The organism is Ahniella affigens (assembly GCF_003015185.1).
Lineage (GTDB): Bacteria > Pseudomonadota > Gammaproteobacteria > Xanthomonadales > Ahniellaceae > Ahniella > Ahniella affigens.
The window spans coordinates 3,195,650-3,214,195 of sequence record NZ_CP027860.1 but is presented as its reverse complement, the minus strand read 5'-3'; the positions used below and the strand labels follow the sequence as shown (position 1 = coordinate 3,214,195).

The following is an 18,546-nucleotide window of genomic DNA, read 5'->3' as shown; positions in this document are numbered from 1 at the left end:
GCTAAAGTAGCAACAACTAAAGTAGAATGCAAGCATGTAATGTGACTTCTGGAGCCATTCCGGCATGAGCAAGGCCATCGATCCACCCGCAACGATGCAAACGGGACTCGCTGTTGCCATGGAAGCCCGCGCCGTTCAGGCCGCCGATCTGCTGCGCGCAATGGCGCATCCGCAGCGGCTGCGGGTGCTGTGCATGCTGGTGGAAGGCGAGCGCTCGGTTGGCGATATCAACCGCGAAATCGACCTTAGCCAGTCGGCGCTGTCGCAGCACTTGGCCAAGCTACGTGAGGAGGGGCTCGTCAACACCCGCAAAGAAGCCCAGAATGTGTTCTATCGACTGGCCGATGGCCCGGTTCTGTCCGTCATTCAGGCCCTACATCAAGCGTACTGCGCGGGCGCACGCGCGACGATTTGTCGCTGAGTCACATGATCTGATGCCCCCATTCAACGCAACTCACGAGGGAATTCGCATGCTTGGCAATCTGATGTCTCTGTTTGGTAACGGTGGTAGCGCGATATCGGCGCATGAGGCACTAAAACGAATCAAGGATGGTGCCAAGATCGTTGATGTCCGTGAGCCATCGGAATTCGTGCAGGGCACGATTCAGGATGCAGTCAATGTGCCGCTGGCGCAGATCGATGCCGAAGGAACCAAGGCCTTGGAGCGCGCGGGCTTGCTCGCCGATGAAAAGCCAGTACTGGTGATTTGTCGCAGCGGCGCTCGCTCCAGTAGTGCCTGCGCGCGGCTGCGTGCCAGTCTTGGTGATCGTGCATTGAATCTGGAAGGTGGTTTGATGGCCTGGGTGGGTGCGGGCTTGCCGGTGACGAAGCGTCGCTAGGCCATGGATCGTCCCAAGTTCCGAGCGGTTTTCGCGTTCATCATGGCGGCTTTGATGGTGGGTATTGTCACGTTCACCCTCGGTGCGGTGCGCATTGGCTTTGGACCGAGCTGGTGGCTGGTTTGGGTGCAGAACTGGTTGATTGGATGGCCGGTCGCGGCGGTATCGATCTTTCTCCTCAGCCCCTTTGTTCGGCGCTGGACAGCGCACCTACTCACGTAGCGCCGACACCGTTGTTTTGAAACGCGCTTTGCCTCTCGGATGGGTTCCAGAGTCGGCCTATGGCGTGCAACGAGTGGCGCCACAGGAAGAAGGAAATGGGTTGCGGAGGGTTGACGAAACCTCAAGAGGCAGATGGAATCTGCGGTCTGTGGGAATCTGATCGAGGGGAGTCGAAATGAGTCGCAAGCTATTGGTCGTGCCAGGCATGGTGCTTGGCGCCAGTCTGGTGTTGTCTGGTTCGTATGGGCATGCCCAGGAAGTCGGTACCGTCGCGCCCGTGGCTGATGCCCGAATTGGCGCAGATGGGCGCCTGGCAGTCATCATGGTGCTCGCCAAACCAAGCGCCGCAACTGTGTTTCAGCGCGAGTTCGCGCGCGCCGGTGGGCGGCAGGCAGCCCGGTCCCAGGCCTATGTGGCGGCCAAGCAGCACGCAGCGCAATTGGCAGCGGACCAAGCATCGGTATTGGCGCGCGTCGATCAGTTGGGATTCGGTTACGACCCGCTCTACAACGTGCAACTCGCATTGAATGCCGTTGCCTTGCGTGTTCGCCCCCAGGACATGGCCGCTTTGCGTCAGGTTCCAGGCGTCAAACTCGTGGAAGCGCTGGCGCTGGAGCAACCGACCAATTCCACCAGCGTCGCGTTCTTGAACACCCAGCAGGTCTGGGCGAATGCAGTCGGCGCGCCGGCTGCCGCGACGGGCACTGGCATTCGTGTTGGCATCATTGATACAGGCGTGGATTACCAGCACGCCACGTTTGGCGGGACGGGCACACTAGCCAACTATCAGGCGAATGACCGAACCGTCATTGGCGATGGCTTTTTCCCGACCGCTCGCGTCGTCGGCGGTACGGATTTTGTTGGTGATGCGTATAACGGCGTCACGGCGCCGGTTCCCGATCCCGACCCAATGGACTGCAATGGCCACGGCACGCACGTCGCCGGAACTGCCGCCGGTGGCGGTGTCCGTGCGGATGGGACGTCGTTCCCCGGCCCGTATGATGCGACCGTGCCATTCGGCAGCTTGCGAATTGGCCCTGGCACCGCGCCGCAGGCGAACCTTTATGCCTTGCGTGTGTTCGGTTGTGGTGGGTCCACCACGGTTACGGTCAACGCCATCAATTGGGCCATGGATCCGAATGGCGACCTCGACATGAGTGACCACCTCGATGTGATCAACATGTCGCTTGGCTCGGCCTACGGTTCGAGTTTCTCGTCGAGTGCGATTGCTGCTGACGCGGCTGCTGGTGTCGGCGTCATTGTTGTTGCCTCTGCCGGAAACTCCGGCGATACATTCTTCATTTCCGGATCGCCCGGTTCGGGCGATCGGGTCATTTCGACCGCATCGTCGGTGGACTCTGGCGTGGCCGGCAATGCGATTCGTGTCAATGCGCCAGGCGGTGTCGCCGGGTTCTACGTTGCGGGCACGGCTGCGTTCGGCAACCCGCCGCCGGCGGCCGGCGTGACTGGGAATGTGGTGATCGGGCTGGATCCTTCCGATGGTGCTGGCGTCTTGACCACGGACGGCTGTTCGCCACTGACGAACGCGGCGGCGGTCGTCGGCAACATTGCGCTGATCGATCGCGGCACCTGCGGCTTTGCGGTCAAGGTGAAGAACGCCCAGGATGCCGGTGCCATCGGTGCTGTCATCGCGAACACCGCCGCAGGCGTGTTTGGCAACATGGCCGGTGTCGATCCGACGGTAACCATTCCGTCGGTCATGGTCACGTTTACCGATGCGAACACGTTCAAAGCGCAGATTCCCGGGCTCAACGTGACGCTTCTGCCGGGCGATGACACCATTTCGTCATTCACGTCGCGCGGGCCGCGGCGAACGTTTGTTGGCCCCCTGCGGTTGAAGCCGGACGTCGCGGCGCCTGGTCAGAACATCACTTCCGCGCAAACGGGGGTGACTTGCACCGGCGTCGCACCATCGTCTGGTTGCCAAGTCGTAAATGCTTCGGGTTTCCTCCCAGACAACGCGCCATTGGTGCTGTCGGGCACGTCGATGGCTGCACCGCATATGGCGGGCATCATGGCCTTGTTGCGACAGCTCTACCCAACGCGAACAGTCGAAGAGCTGAAAGCGATGGCGATGAACTACGCAACCGCTGAACTGACCAGTGTGCCCTTGGGCGGCGGAACGCGTCTGCCCGCTTCGCGCGTGGGCGCCGGCAGAACGCGACCGGATCGGACCGCACCAGCAAACGTGCTGGCGTTCAATGCTGATGGCAGCGGTCTGGTCAGTTTGACGTTTGATACGCCAGTGGATGCCGCCACCATCAATGCGGTGCAGTCGGTCAGGCTGGTCAATCACGGCAACACCGCGCGCACGTTCGTCCTTGCCATCGATACCGTCCTCGACGCCCCAGGCATGGGCTTTGCCTTGCCGGGTGGCTCCAGCATCACCATTCCGGCCCAAGGCAGCGTACTTGTCGATGTGCAGTTCAATGCTGATCGAAGCCAGATGGATCATACGCGCGACCCGACGCTGGCGACCACCGTGGCGGTGACCGGCCCGCTCGCAAGCCTCGGCAATATTCCCCGGCAATACCTTACTGAAGAGTCGGCCCAGCTGACACTGAGTTCAGGCGGCAACTTGGTGCTGCGTGTGCCGCTTTACTCGGCAGAGCGGCCGGCGTCGACGATGTCTGCCGCCGATACGATCATTACCGGTGGCGCTGGCACTGGGTCAACGACTTTGCCACTCAGCGGTGGCGATGTCTGTACGGGAACACCAGGTGCTGGCCCGACATGCGCGGGTACTTTCCCCACCGATGTGGTGTCGCTGCTCAATACGTTTGAGTGGCAGGTGGACTCGCCGCGCAACGCGACGCTGCCTGCTTTTATGGACCTGCAGTATGGCGGAGTCACGTTCGACGCCGGGGCGGGTCGCGTGCAATTCGGCGCGTCGATGTTTGGTGAATGGAGTACGGCGACCGATCTCTCGCTGAACGTTTGCGTGGATACCGATGAGGACGGTGTCTTTGACCGGATTGTGTTCTATGGCAATACCGGCACGATCACAAGCCTGTTCGGCACGACCTTGAATGGTAACGATGGCTATATCACCGCGGTCTTCAATACCGCGACCAGCGGCCTCACATTGAGTTCGGCCAATGTCACGAATCTCATCTCGCCCAACACTGCTGACACCGCCTTGCTGCGCAATCGCGTCGTGGCGATCGGGCAGACCCCGGCGCAGCTGGGCCTTGGGGGTGGCGACACCTCGTTCCGCTACAAGATGGTGACCTGCGCAAACGGCAACCTGTGCGCGAACACGACATCGGGTGACCGTTGCGCGACCTCAGGCGGCGCTATTGCCGATGCCACGCCGGGCGTTTTCTTCTACGACTACAATGCCGCCGGTATTCAACCTGCGACTCCAACCGCTCTGTTCGATCTCAATGGTGCGACCATTCCATTGAGTTGGAATACCGCCAACATGGCGACGAATGGCTCGCTCGGTTTGTTGATGCTGCATCACCATAATCGCCCGGGCTCGCAAGCCGAGGTCGCCGTGTTGCAAGGTACACTGGTTGGTGACTTGCAGGTGGCGCAATCGGTTAGCAATAGCGCGCCCGCAGTGGGTAGCGATGTGACCTTTACTGTCCTGGTCACCAATTTTGGCGCAGCGCCGATGACCGGAGTCGCGGTCGAGTTGCCCCTCGCTTCTGGACTCACCTATGTCTCGGATACAGGGGGCGGGGCCTATGATGATGCCACGGGTATGTGGACGATCGGCGCGCTGGCCAGCGGTGCGAGCCAGACGCTGAATGTGACCGCGACTGTGGATCGTTCGGGCCGGATCGATAGCACCGCGCAGGGTTCTGGAACCATTGATGCGAATAGCCTGAACAATCGCTCAACGGTGTCGGTCAATGCGCCCAACACCGCTGATCTGCAGGTCGCTGTATCGACCAGCACGCCGAGTGTGCTGGTCGGGCAACCAATCAATTTCCTCGTGACCTTGAATAATGATGGCGCGGACACGGCCTACGGTCTGCAGGTTGCTGAGGGCTTCCAGACCTCAGGCGTTGAACCAATCAGCCCAAGCACCGCCACCGCATCAGGCGGCAGCTATGACGGATCGAGCGGCAGCTGGACACTCGCCAGCCTGGGTTCGACGATGACGCCGGCGATTGTGCCGGCGCAGACGTTGGCGCTCAGTTTCGTTGCGCCAAGCCAACTCGGTACGTTGACCTATAGAGCCACCGCCAGCGCAACGTCGGCCGATCCGGATAACACCGACAACACAGCGCAGGTGACGGTTGATGTGTTGTCGCCAGCATCGCTCAGTGCCACCAAAACGGTCAGTGGCAGCTTCACGACCGGTGGCGCCGTGACCTATACCGTGACCTTGTCGAATGCGGCGGCGACCGCGCAGTTTGATAATCCGGGCGCCGAATTCACGGATGTGCTGCCGGCGACGCTGACCTTGGTCAGCGCCTCGGCGAGTAGCGGCACGGCTGTTGCGACGGTCGGTACCAACACGGTCACTTGGGATGGCGGCGTTCCAGGCTCCGGCAACGTCACCATCACCATTCAAGCAACGGTCAATGCCGGCTTGACGGGCCCGACGGTGATCAGCAACCAGGGCACGGTGAGTTTCGATCAGGATGGCAATGGGACGAACGAAGTCCAGGCGTTGACGGATGATCCAGGCGTGGGTGGCGCGACCAACCCGACGGATTTCACCGCACTCGCTCCGACCTCGGTCCTGGCTCAGAAGACCGTAGCTACAGCGGGAGTCACCGGGTCTGCTGTCGTGTATACGATCACGCTCTCCAACGATGGTGGCAACGTCATTCAAGACTTGGCGGGAGATGAGTTCACGGACACGCTCCCAAGCGAGTTGACTTTGACGGGCGCTACGGCCAGTGCCGGTACGGCTAGTGCTGCGGGCAACGTGGCGAGTTGGAACGGTGGGCTCGCTGTTGGCGCTTCGGTCACGATTACCGTGAATGCCACGATCAATAGCGGACTCACCGCCGGTATCGCGATTTCCAATCAAGGCACGGCTCAGGAGGACGCGGATGGCAACGGCGTCAATGACACGACGGTGCCAACCGATGATCCAGCGCTCGGTGGTGCTGCCGATGCAACCGTGTTCAATGTGCTCGCACCCGCGGCTGTGCAGCTGACGAAGACCGTCATGACTACTGGTAATCCGGGCAGCAATGTGACGTACACGGCGGTGCTGACGAATTCGGGAAGCAATGCCATCCAGAATTTGGCGACGGATGAATTTGCCGACGAGTTGCCAGTCGACGTTTCGGTACAGTCGATCAATGCGACTGCCGGAACGGTCACGAATACCGGCAATTCGGTCAAATGGAATGGTGGTCTGGCCGTCGGTGCCTCGGTGACGATCACCATCCAGGCGCAGGTGTCCATCGCGGCTGCGGCAGGCACCGTCGTGTCAAACCAAGCTTCGGCGCTGGTGGATGGAGATGGCAACGGCGTGGCCGAGTTGACCGTGCTGAGTGATGACCCGGGGCTGCCTGGTCCGAGTGATGCCACCGTCTTCAATGTCGTGGCGCCAAGTCAGGTCAGTCTCAGCAAGACGGGAACAATCAACGGGACCGGCGTGACCTATACCTTGGTGCTGAGCAATACCGGCAGCTTCCAACTGGTCGACACGCCTGGCGATGAATTGATCGACATCGTGCCTGCGGCAATCACGGCCAACGGGGCTAGCGCCAGTATTGGCACGGCGGTGCTCAATACCGCGACCCACACCGTTACTTGGAACGGCAGTCTGGATGCGGGTGACCAAGCGACGATCACGATCACAGGCAACGTGAATGTTGGCCAACCGAATGGGTCCATTTCCAATCAAGCCCAGGCGTTCCAGGATGCCGACGGCAATGGCAGCAATGAAGCGAGCGTACTGAGCGATGATCCGGCGCTACCTGGTCCCGCAGATCCAACGCTGCTGGCGGGTACCCTGCAAGCGATCCCAAGTCTCGATGAACGTGCACGCGCCTTGTTGGGCTTGCTGGTTCTGCTGATGGGTCTTGGTTTCGTCTGGCGTGCACAGCGTCACTGAGTGCGGATTGACCGGCCGTTGAAGAACGGCCGGTCAATGCAGCATGTTTGACCGCCTAGACTCCGTAGGACCCGGCGTTTGTCTGGGTCCTTGCTATGTGGGCGGGCCGTTTGCCCGCATTCGTTGTCGATGGCCGACACGTAGACGCGGCTGACACCTAGACGTGGCTGACATGCAGACGTGGCCGATACGTAGGCGCGTATCAATTCCCACAGAATCGCGATTGTTGGCCCCAACGGGGCCATGCATACCAGCCCAGGGTGCAACCCTGGGAATCGATCGGTCGTCCGATTCCGCGTCCTGAAGGGACGCCGCATGGGGGCGCGACATTGATCGTTTCGTTGGTTATGCGGCGTTCCTTCAGAACGCCTAGATTGTGGATACGCGGACTCGCGTACCCAGGGTTGCACCCTGGGCTGGTATGCAACGCCCCTTCGGGGCTGAGTTCAACTGCGGACCCGTGGATCAAGGGCGTTGCCCTGGGCTGGCATGCAGCGGGCCGTTGGCCCGCAATCGGTGTCCGGGGCCTACAAGCACGCGGATCATGTCCGGCCAAATGCGGATTGCTGGCCCCAACGGGGCCATGCATACCAGCCCAGGGTGCAACCCTGGGAATGCATCGGTCCTCCGATTGTGCGTCCTGAAGGGACGCCGCATGGGTCGCGACGATGATCGTTTCGTTGGTGATGCGGCGTTCCTTCAGAACGCCCGGTTTTTGGGTCCACGGGCCCGCGGACGCGTGTGCCCTCGTACCCAGGGTTTCACCCTGGGCTGGTATGCAACGCCCCTTCAGGGCTAAGTTCAATTGTGGATCCACGGACCCAGGGCGTTGCCCTGGGCTGGTATGCGGCGGGCCGTTGGCCCGCAATCGGTGTCCGGGGCCTATAAGCACGCGGATCATGTCCGGCCAAATGCGAATTGTTGGCCCCAACGGGGCCATGCATACCAGCCCAGGGTGCAACCCTGGGAATAGAACGACCGACCGATTCCGCGTCCTGAAGGGACGCCGCATGGGTCGCGACGATGATCGTTTCGTTGGTGATGCGGCGTTCCTTCAGAACGCCCGGTTTTTGGGTCCACGGGCCCGCGGGCGCGTGTGCCCTCGTACCCGCGGGCGCGTGTGCCCTCGTACCCAGGGTTTCACCCTGGGCTGGTATGCAACGCCCCTTCGGGGCTAAGTTCAATTGTGGATCCACGGACCCAGGGCGTTGCCCTGGGCTGGTATGCGGCGGGCCGTTGGCTCGCAATCGGTGTCCGGGGCCTACAAGCACGCGGATCATGTCCGGCCAAATGCAGATAGCTGGCCCCAACGGGGCCATGCATACCAGCCCAGGGTGCAACCCTGGGAATGCATCGGTCCTCCGATTGTGCGTCCTGAAGGGACGCCGCATGGGTCGCGACGATGATCGTTTCGTTGGTGATGCGGCGTTCCTTCAGAACGCCCGGTTTTTGGGTCCACGGGCCCGCGGGCGCGTGTGCCCTCGTACCCGCGGGCGCGTGTGCCCTCGTACCCAGGGTTTCACCCTGGGCTGGTATGCGACGCCCCTTCGGGGCTAAGTTCAATTGTGGATCCACGGACCCAGGGCGTTGCCCTGGGCTGGTATGCGGCGGGCCGTTGGCCCGCAATCGGTGTCCGGGGCCTGCATGCACGCGGATCACGTCCGGCCAAATGCGGATTGCTGGCCCCAACGGGGCCATGCATACCAGCCCAGGGCAACGCCCTGGGTACGGATCGGCCGCGTGATCCCGCGTCCTGAAGGGACGCCGCATGGGGTCGCGACATTGATCGTTTCGCCGGTGATGCGGCGTTCCTTCAGAACGCATGTTGCACGGTGTTCCGTTCCCAGGGTTTCACCCTGGGCTGGTATGCGACGCCCCTTCAGGGCTAAGTTCAATTGTGGATCCACGGACCCAGGGCGTTGCCCTGGGCTGGTATGCGGCGGGCCGTTGGCCCGCAATCGGTGTCCGGGGCCTACAAGCGCGCGGATCACGTCCGGCCAAATGCGAATTGTTGGCCCCAACGGGGCCATGCATACCAGCCCAGGGCAGCGCCCTGGGTACGGATCGGCCGCGTGATCCCGCGTCCTGAAGGGACGCCGCATGGGGGCGCGACATTGATCGTTTCGTTGGTTATGCGGCGTTCCTTCAGAACGCCCGGATTGTGGACTCACGGACCCAGGGTTTCACCCTGGGCTGGTATGCGACGCCCCTTCGGGGCTTAGGTCAATTGCCCTCTGGTGTAGCTTGAATACTGGGCTTTGTGTTTTCGGGTCTGAGTGCGTCCCCATTCCACATGCAACTTCGGCCGGTAAACGTAGTCATAGTTGAGCGTTTGATCTTAACCAGGACGATTAACGAATGGCCCTAGCTCAGATTGTCGACGGCGACCTGCTGACGCAGCCCGTCGACGTCATCGTCAATGCCTGGAACCGGAACATCATTCCCTGGTGGTTGCTGATTCCACAGGGTGTATCCGGCGCCATCAAGAAACAAGCCGGCTATCAGCCGTTTATTGAACTCGGGCGTAAGGGCCCAATGCCGCTGGGCTCGGCCGTCGCAACTGGTGCAGGGCGACTGCCATACCGTGCCATCATTCACGTCGCTGGTATCAACATGCTCTGGCGCGCGTCGGCGCAATCGATCCAAGACTCCGTTCGGCACAGCATGGCGCAGGTCTATACCAACGGCTATGAATCGGTCGCGTTTCCCATTATCGGCGCCGGTAGTGGTGGCTTTCCTGAGTCTTCCGCGCTCGCGCTGATGCAAGAAGCGCTGGCACCCATCGAAACGTCCGCGCGCGTGATCTTTGTTCGTTTCCGACCTGGAATCGCGCGGCGCTGATTTTGGCGCAAGCCAACGCTTGCGGGCGACGCCCGAACTGCGCCATCGTTTGCCATGCCTCGGAATCCACGATCTGGTGTGCAACGCCCCTTCGGGGCTAAGTTCAAATGCCCTCTGGTGTAACACTGTTATGCGGTCGGGCCGGGGACCCGCATGCGTTGTCCAGGGCCTGCATGCGCACACGGATCACGTTCGACCAAATGCGAATAGCTGGCCCCAACGGGGCCATGCATACCAGCCCAGGGCAACGCCCTGGGTACGGATCGGCCGCGTGATCCCGCGTCCTGAAGGGACGCCGCATGGGGTCGCGACATTGATCGTTTCGCCGGTGATGCGGCGTTCCTTCAGAACGCATGTTGCACGGTGTTCCGTTCCCAGGGTTTCACCCTGGGCTGGTATGCATCGCCCCTTCAGGGCTAAGGTCAGATGCCTTTTGGTGTAACACGTCAGAACGGATGAGGCACGGCGTTTCGATCGGTACCAGGGTTTCACCCTGGGCTGGTATGCGACGCCCCTTCGGGGCTATGGTCAGATGCGTTTTGGTGTAACACGTCAGAACGGATGAGGCACGGCGTTTCGATCGGTCCCGGGGTTTCACCCTGGGCTGGTATGCGACGCCCCGTTGGGGCTAAATTCAAATGCCCTCTCGGGCCACATTTCAATTGCTTTCAGATGCCTCAATCTCTGTCCAACATTCTCGTTCACTTGATCTGGAGCACGAAAGACCGTCAGCCTTGGCTGGCGCCCGGCATTCGTGAGCGCACGCATGCGTTTCTTGCCGGGTCGGCGCGGCAATTAGATTGCGAGGCCTATCGCGTTGGCGGGGTGGCGGATCATGTGCATCTGGCGGTGCGCCTGTCGCGCACTTTGTCGGTGGCGGACTTGGTGAAAGAGCTCAAGACGGCCTCCAGCAAATGGCTGAAGGAACCGGACTCGGCCTTTGCAGACTTTTACTGGCAGCAAGGCTATGGAGCCTTCTCCGTGAGCATGAGTCAGAAGGACGCACTGCTCCAGTACATCGACACCCAGGAAGAACACCACCGCACTCGATCGTTTCAAGATGAGTACCGAGACTTCCTTCAGAAGTACGGAATCACGTATGACGAACGCTATGTCTGGGACTAACGCCGAGCACAACTGATCGGATGCAACACACCACCCATGACGGCCGCAGCCGGTACTCAGCGCACCGTTTCGACGACACACATCCGCGGCCGGTGACTTGAACACTTGGTCAGGCCGCTGCGCCGAAGTCGCAATCCCAAAGCTCGTCGTAGCGTGGTGGCGATGTCGACTCCCTTGACCGAGTGGGAATACTCGCGCTTTGCCGTACTTTCGCCGTACTGAAACGACAAAGGCCCGCCAAAGCGAGCCTTCGTCGTTGCTGTAACTGGTGGGCGGTATAGGGATCGAACCTATGACCCCTGCCGTGTGAAAGCAGTGCTCTACCGCTGAGCTAACCGCCCTTGTAAAGGGGCGCGCATTGTATTCAGGACTGCGCTGAAGGTCAACATCCTGACGTGAGCGGGGCGGTGGCGACACGTTTTGCCGGCACTACTGTGCGATTTCACGGCTTCTGCAGATTTCGGAATCAGGGGTGAATCATTGGCAACATTCAGGTGGCAGACACCTGCCATTGCCCGGCGATTCAGCCGTGCGTTCTAAACTGAATCACGCTGCATGTGCAGTGAGCCAAGAGTCGGGAGCAATCATGAAAGTTGTCGGTCTGCTGGTTGGTGTGGTGTCCGCGGTGTTGGTTGCCTATGCGCCTAAGAGCCAGGCCTATCATGACAATGGCGGCTACATTGTCCGCTGTGAGTCGATCGATTACCGCGACAATTACTGCCCGATTGATACCGGTGGCGGTGTCTATGTCGAGCGCAACCTGGGTCGCACCGCGTGCATCGAGGGCGACAACTGGGGCTACGACCGCAACGGTATCTGGGTTTCTGAAGGCTGCCGTGCCGACTTCGCCGTTCCGCAGGGTTATAGCAACGGCCGCGGCTGGCAATATGGACCGGGTCGTGGCCAACCGTATCGCGACCAAGGCGATCGCCGCTATGGCCGCGGTCAGCGGGTGATCTGTGAGTCTTACAAAGGTCGCTACAACTACTGTGGCGTCGGCAGTGTGCGAAACGCCGAACTCGTCTACCAGATGAGCAACAGCTCCTGCGTCTACCGGCAGTCCTGGGGTTTTGATCGCGGTGGGGTCTGGGTCAGTCGCGGTTGCCGCGCTGAATTCCTGGTGTACTGACGCGCCAGTAGCTTGTAAGAATGCGCTCAGAACGGGCGCCTTGCCAAGTGCGAGTCGGGTACCAACCCGGCTCGCGCCGCGTGAATCAAGCACTTCCTTCTGGAAGTCGCGGACGCACCGGTCATTCACGCATCCCAAGCGACGTCCTTGAAATCCAGTTCAGCTGATATCAGATATGGTTGAGTGGTCCGGGCAGGTTTCGTCCCGGCAGTGACTGGAACCCGACAAGGAGTACGTCCCATGGTGAAGTTTCTGCTGTTCATGATCCTGCTGGTGCTGTGCTGGCCGCTGGCGCTGTTGGCGTTGGTGCTGTATCCGCTGGTCTGGTTGCTGATGCTGCCGTTCCGCTTGATTGGCATCGCGGTAGACGGCGTGTTCGAACTCCTGAGCGCGATCATTCTGCTGCCGGCCCGGTTGCTCGGCGGCAAACCGGTCATGCCGAAGTCCTGAGAATTCGGTTCTGGCCGCAGGCAGACACTACGTTTGGCCTTGAGGGCCATTGCATCAGGATGGACCGCTGCCGACGGATTGCGACCAAAACGCCTCCGTCGATTCAGCTTCTGCCGACGCGGACGCCGTTCGCTTTTTCAGGCATGCTCGGTTTGTTGAATGAGCGGCCTCAGAGCGAATCAGGTCAGTTTGCTGCCGGGAGCATCACAATGTTCAAACAACGATTGCAACGCGGTATCAGTCGAACGGGGCACGGTTCGCGGCTCAGTCTCGCGCTGCTGTTCGGCGCCAGCCTGGTCGGCATGGCAGCGCCAGCTGCGGTGCTGCCGCGGTTTCCGGCTGGGGCAGTCTGGAATCAGGACATCAGCGCCGCAACGTTGCATCCCAACTCGGCGACCATGATCAGTACGCTCGCCGCCATTGGAGGCAATCCCTGCGGCTTTGGTTTCTGCCGCATGCAGATCGACTTTTCCAATCACGTGGTTTGGGCCGCAATTGGCGCGCCCACGCTGCCGATCGCACCGCATGCCACGTATGGCTATTACAGCCCGGATTGCGATGCGAGTGGCAATGTTCCGGTGCCTGCGGGCGGTGCGATCGAGGGCACGACTGGGTACGACTGCGATAACGAAGGCGAGGACTGCCACTATTTGGTGGTTCAGGGCAACACACTCTTCGAACTGTATTCGACCGATCGCAATGACGCACAGACGGCGTTGAACACGCTGTGCCTCGCAACCTGGCGACTGGATGTGGTGTACCCACCCGAAGGCCGCGGCGAGCATTGCACGAGCGCGGATGCCGCCGGATTTCCAATGATACCGCTGCTGTTCAACGCCGATGAGATCGCAGCGGCCATTCCGGGCAACGGGGATCTGGGTCATGCCATCCGGTTCGTGTTGCCAAACCCGAACATGGCGAACGATGTGACGCTCGGCGGCGAGGACGGATATCTCTATGTCCGACCAGCCTCGCACGCCGGCGCGCCCGCCGGTCCAGTCGGCAGTGTGCCGTACGGGTCACGGTTGCGGCTGCGTGCTGATTTTCCGCTCACCAATTACAGCCCGGGAGCGCAAGTGATCCTTCGTACCCTGAAGAAGTACGGGATGGTGCTGGCCGATGGCGGCAATATCGCGCTGACGGCAGAAAGTGATCGCTACACCACAAACTCTTGGGCGTCCGTTGGAATCAACTCGCGCACCTTTGATCAGACGAGTGGCGCGACCAAGGTTCAAATCACGGATTTTCAGGTACTCGATACCGGGCCGCGGATCGCCGAGACTTACAACTGCGTGCCAACCGTACTGCCGTTGGAAACCCTTTTTGCCAATGGCTTCGAGTAATCGGCTGGGCAAACGGACGGGCGGCCATGGCGGTTATGAATCCGTTCATCCTGGCCTACTAAATTTGCCTCGATTCTGGGTCGGGCTCGGGCCTGGCGCTTCAGAAACAAACCCGTACACACCTGCTCCTTTGCGGAGCGTGCCTGCGCCGTCGACGGCATTGTTTCCGTACACTAATATGCATTGATCGTCTGGCCTCCCGAATTACGAGTAGGGCCTATGTGGGCTCGGCGATTGCGGTTGCTCGCAAACGTCGCCTGCACGTTGCAGAACCACCCGTTTCATCACCAGAGCGCTGCAAATGCGCGACTTGCAAGGATTCAGCATGATTCGTAAGGCCCTTTGGCAGCTGCTGCCGCTCGTTGTGATCACCGCGGCAACAGCGGGCGAGGTTGATCAGCCAGTGACGAAGTCGGACCCGTCACCGATTGGCTACATCGTGACGTTGCGCGAGCCATCGGTCCTGGCGTTTCGCAGTCGATCGCAATTGGCGGACCTTGGGAAGTCGTCGGGGTATCAACCGACCGCACCGAAAGACCAGACCGCTCCGGATTTTCGCCAGGCGAACGTCGTGGCCTATCGGCAATATCTCGCCCAACAGCAGCAGCGCGTGTTGGGCGAGCTTGGCGTGCGGTCGGCCAAATCGCTGCGCATGACTGCCCGTTGGGACGTCGTGGGTAATGGTTTCGCGATCAAGGCGGATGCCAGCGACGTTGCGGTGATCCGGAGTCATCCGGATGTGCTGCGCGTCACGCCCGCGTATCGCAAACGGCCACTGTCGTTTGCAGCACCGCAAACGACCGGTGCTGACAGCCTTTGGTTCGGCGCGGTAGCCGGCGCGCTGCCGACCCGCGGCGAAGGCATTCTGATCGGGATCGGCGATACGGGAATCACGGCCAGTCATCCTGCTTTTGCTGCATTAGCGGCGGATGGCTTTCAGCATCCAAGCCCGCCATCAGGTTATCTCGGAGCCTGTGCCAGTCCGGTAGGCGCTCAGCGTTGCAACAACAAACTCATCGGGATTTATGACTTCGCGCCCGAGGCTGGCGCCGAAGGTGCGAATGCGGGCGCTGATCTGTCCGGACACGGCACGCAGGTTGCCAGTCTGGCTGCCGGCAACCCGGTGTCGTTTACCGTGGCGGCGCCCACTCTTCAACTGCCCATGAATTTTAGTGGCATGGCGCCGCGGGCGCAGATCATCTCGTACAAGATGATTCCAAATGATACGGGTATCACAGTACCAGGTGCGGATGTGGCGTCGATTAATCAAGCCGTGCTCGACGGGGTTGATGTGTACAACATGTCGTACATTTCCGATTTCGTCGAATCGCCTTGGACGAGCGAGGAGGGGCTGGCGTTGCTACAAGCGCGTGCGGCCGGAATGATTGCGATTGCAGGTGCTGGCAATGGCGGGCGTGGCGGCGAAATCGATCGTGTGCCGGGTAATGCGCCATGGGTCCTGGCAGTCGCCGCCAATCGCCACAATGGCGCATTCGTCACGCGCCTTGAGAACCTGCGGGGGCCCGGTATTAACGGCAGTCTGACGCTCACGGGGCAGGCCATCGCGGCCGCAGCAGCCGACGCGCCACTGGTCCATGGAAAAGACGTTCTGACCGGATTCCCGTCTTGTGGTCAGGGTACGTCGGAATCGGTGCCAACCGGTGCATCCAATCCATTTCCACCCGGGAGTCTGGCCGGGAAGATCGTTGTATGTGAAGAAGACTTCTATCGCGCTGTCGAGATGAGTTTCAACGCCAAGCTCGGTGGTGCGGTCGGTATTGTCTTGTTGAACGGCCCCTATTTGGGACGAAATTTCCTGACGCCGGCAGTTGGCATGCACTTGCCCGCCGTGCATCTTAATATTGTGGACGGCAATCGACTCCGGGACGCCCTGCAAACCGCACTCACCGCCGGTACGCCGCTGCGGGCGGCGATTTCGGCGACCGAGATCGGCCCATCTGGCGTCGTTGGGTTGCTAGCCGATTACAGCTCGCGTGGGCCGGTCGGGCCTTACAAGGGCGTGTTGAAACCCAATGTCGGTGCCCCCGGACCGCTGACGTACGCTGCTTCGGAAACCGGGGTGGGCTACAGCGAATTCAGCGGCACGTCGGCGGCGTCCCCGGTCGTTACCGGTGCGGCAGCGCTGTTGTTGGGCGCACATCCAGATTGGTCACCCGATCAGGTGCGCTCCGCGCTCGAGCTTAGTGCCGCACACGGTTTGGATAACTCACTTGGTCCCGCACCGACCGTCGCTGGGCCACTTGACGATGGCTCAGGCATGATCAATCTGGCTGGCGCAGCGCAAGTTGGGCTCTATTTCCCGGAACAACACACCGATTTTCTGGCGGCCAACCCGGATGCGGGCGGTAACCCAGAATCACTGAATCTGCCATCCATCTACTCGGATCGCTGCTTGAGTGGCTGTCGGTTCACCCGTCAGGTCAAGGCCAATACGGCCGGCGCCTGGCGATTCGAAGCGAGCATCGACGCGCGTGCGCAGATCCAAGTGTCTCCGGCAACCGCTACGTTGGCGGTCGGCGAGTCCGCCGACCTAGTGCTGCAGGTCACCATCCCGAATCGCCTGCCGACTGGAACGCAATTGCTCGGCGAGGTTCGCCTGGTTCGCACTGCCGGCGGCGGCGACCAAGTTCTGAAGTTGCCGGTGATGATCGAATCTGGCATCGGTGCGGTTGCGCCAAAACTGGACTTAGGCGCTCAGCCGACTGTGGGCCGACAAGTGGTCGCACTGCCGCGGCTTGCCGAAATTGACCAAGTTCGCGTGCTCGGATGGCCGTTGCGCAGTTTCGCTGGCCAAACGATTCGCCTCAGCAATCGTCAGGAATCGCGTGTGAACTTGCCGGAACCGACCGCTGCAGTTGGTCGTCCCGGCACCAAGGGCAAGATCCTGATAGAAGTCAGCTCCGCGACGGCGCCGGATGTTGACTTATATGTCTTTGAGGATACCGATGGCGACGGGCTCAATGACAAACGGTTGTGCACGAGTGTCAGCTTTGGATCAGACGAGCGCTGCGAGATCGATAGCACCTGGGCCGGAACCAACCGCTATCAGTATGTCGTGTTTTCCTTTGAAGGCTCGGCGCTAGGCGACGACGTAAATGTGCGACTCTACAACGAGGTGCAAACTGGCAGCTTGGATTTGGTCACCGAATCGATGGCCGGTCGGACCGCTTATGGCGATAGGCTGCCGCTCGCATTCGGGTGGAATCTGAGCGCTGTGCCGGCTGGCGCGCGAGCAGTAAGCTATGTGTCGCTGGCCGATGCCACCAGCGAATTTGGAACGATCCAGATCGATTTGACGCGATCGAACGATGCTTTGCCGGCACTGGTACTCAATGCGCGCAGCGACAGCGAGATAATCAATCTTCAGCCAGGCCAGGCGCATGAACGCATGGTCGTGGACATTCCGCCAAACCAGAGTGCCCTAGTCATTCGCACGGCGAGCGCACCCGGCACGAACGGTGGCAATGTCGATCTCTATGTGTCGAAATTTGAAGGCGCACTGTCTGGCCCCGATGTTGCCCCGGCACCACCGAGAGACGCGCAACCCTTCCGGTCGCTGTCGGCAACGAACACTGAGGTCGTTGGCTTGGAAGGCGCCCAGCTCACGGCCGGCCGCTACTATGTGACGCCAGTCAATGCCGGTACAACGCCAGCGTCATTCACACTCTCGGTTTCCAGCGAGTTCCAGGGCACCACGGTTCAGCCGAAAGCGAATGGCTATTTCAATCCGGCGCGCAGTGGCCACGGTGTGTTCCTGGCGACTACACCGCAAGTGTGGGCGCTGGCTTGGTATACCTTTGACGAAGCCGGCAAACCAATCTGGTACACCGCTCAAGGTGCTGCCGCCAGCAGCAATGATGGTGTGTGGTCGGCGCCTCTGTACCGTTCAACCTGGAACGGTGTCCGAGACCTGCCGCAAATGGTGGGCGAGGTCATTGTGACGTTCACCGGACAAGGCTCTTTCACCTATAGCTGGAAGCTCGACGGGCAATACGGCAGCGAGCCATTTGTCGCGATTGGCAATCCGCAATGCGCAAACGGGAATTTGTCGGTCGGTGGTGGTTGGCTGCGCCCGGATCAGACCGGTTGGGGGAGCTACTTTCTGAACTTTGCGGGCAATTTCGAAGCCGAGGCGATCTACGTTTATGACAGCGTTGGTTTGCCGCGCTGGGTGATCGGCGATGGCACGTTTGCGACGAGCCTGCAGAAGACCCTCTATCAAGTGCACGGCTTTTGTCCGAACTGTGCGTTTACGCCGACGAGTCGCCTGGAGGTAGGCACTGCCAGCCGAACGCTGAACTCGGCCTCAGCTGGGCAGTTCAGCAGTGAGTTCACCTTGACGAATGGCTTGACTGGCACGTGGTCACAATCGAATGTGAACTGGGTCAAGCTGACGCCTGATCTCAGTTGTCAGTAAGGGCAATCCTGAGCATCCTCACCCTGGAGGGTGAGAACCGCACGGTGTCCGGCAAGCGCCGGACACCGCGCAGGTCCGAACGCCCCGGGGTGATAGGAGCGTTCAGG

Annotated in this window: 10 protein-coding genes and 1 tRNA gene; 10 read left to right on the top strand and 1 reads right to left on the bottom strand. The window is 60.8% G+C overall.

Annotated features, from left to right (window positions below; all coding sequences use genetic code 11):
• Positions 1 to 64 precede the first annotated feature (64 nt).
• From C7S18_RS12430 to tnpA, 6 genes are all read left to right on the top strand, one after another.
• Positions 65 to 421, top strand: coding sequence for an ArsR/SmtB family transcription factor (locus C7S18_RS12430; protein ID WP_425481075.1), 357 nt, complete (start codon positions 65 to 67; stop codon positions 419 to 421).
• A 49-nt stretch (positions 422 to 470) separates the two neighbouring features.
• Entirely contained in the window at positions 471 to 839 is a 369-nt protein-coding gene (locus C7S18_RS12425) for a rhodanese-like domain-containing protein (RefSeq protein ID WP_170113252.1), read from the top strand.
• Between the two features lie 3 nt (positions 840 to 842).
• Positions 843 to 1,061 (top strand): DUF2798 domain-containing protein, encoded by a 219-nt coding sequence (locus C7S18_RS12420; protein ID WP_106891874.1) that lies wholly within the window; start codon positions 843 to 845, stop codon positions 1,059 to 1,061.
• Positions 1,062 to 1,236: 175 nt separating this feature from the next.
• Entirely contained in the window at positions 1,237 to 7,113 is a 5,877-nt protein-coding gene (locus C7S18_RS25135) for a S8 family serine peptidase (RefSeq protein WP_106891873.1), read from the top strand.
• A gap of 2,358 nt (positions 7,114 to 9,471) precedes the next feature.
• Positions 9,472 to 9,954, top strand: coding sequence for a macro domain-containing protein (locus C7S18_RS12410; protein WP_106891872.1), 483 nt, complete (start codon positions 9,472 to 9,474; stop codon positions 9,952 to 9,954).
• Between the two features lie 672 nt (positions 9,955 to 10,626).
• Positions 10,627 to 11,079: an IS200/IS605 family transposase gene (gene tnpA, locus C7S18_RS12405; protein WP_106891871.1), complete on the top strand. Its 453-nt coding sequence runs from the start codon at positions 10,627 to 10,629 to the stop codon at positions 11,077 to 11,079.
• Between the two features lie 266 nt (positions 11,080 to 11,345).
• Here tnpA and C7S18_RS12400 read toward each other — a convergent pair.
• Positions 11,346 to 11,420, bottom strand: a tRNA-Val gene (locus C7S18_RS12400).
• A gap of 245 nt (positions 11,421 to 11,665) precedes the next feature.
• Here C7S18_RS12400 and C7S18_RS12395 point away from each other — a divergent pair.
• The 4 genes from C7S18_RS12395 to C7S18_RS25130 all read left to right on the top strand — a co-directional run bounded on the left by C7S18_RS12395 (position 11,666) and on the right by C7S18_RS25130 (position 18,439).
• Complete coding sequence (locus C7S18_RS12395) at positions 11,666 to 12,208, top strand: DUF3011 domain-containing protein (protein WP_146151901.1); 543 nt, start codon at positions 11,666 to 11,668, stop codon at positions 12,206 to 12,208.
• A 240-nt stretch (positions 12,209 to 12,448) separates the two neighbouring features.
• A complete protein-coding gene (locus C7S18_RS12390) occupies positions 12,449 to 12,658 on the top strand; it encodes a hypothetical protein (RefSeq protein ID WP_106891869.1) in 210 nt (69 codons plus the stop codon).
• Between the two features lie 209 nt (positions 12,659 to 12,867).
• A complete protein-coding gene (locus tag C7S18_RS12385; RefSeq protein ID WP_146151900.1) occupies positions 12,868 to 14,001 on the top strand; it encodes a hypothetical protein in 1,134 nt (377 codons plus the stop codon).
• A gap of 325 nt (positions 14,002 to 14,326) precedes the next feature.
• Positions 14,327 to 18,439, top strand: coding sequence for a S8 family serine peptidase (locus C7S18_RS25130; protein WP_170113251.1), 4,113 nt, complete (start codon positions 14,327 to 14,329; stop codon positions 18,437 to 18,439).
• Positions 18,440 to 18,546 lie beyond the last annotated feature (107 nt).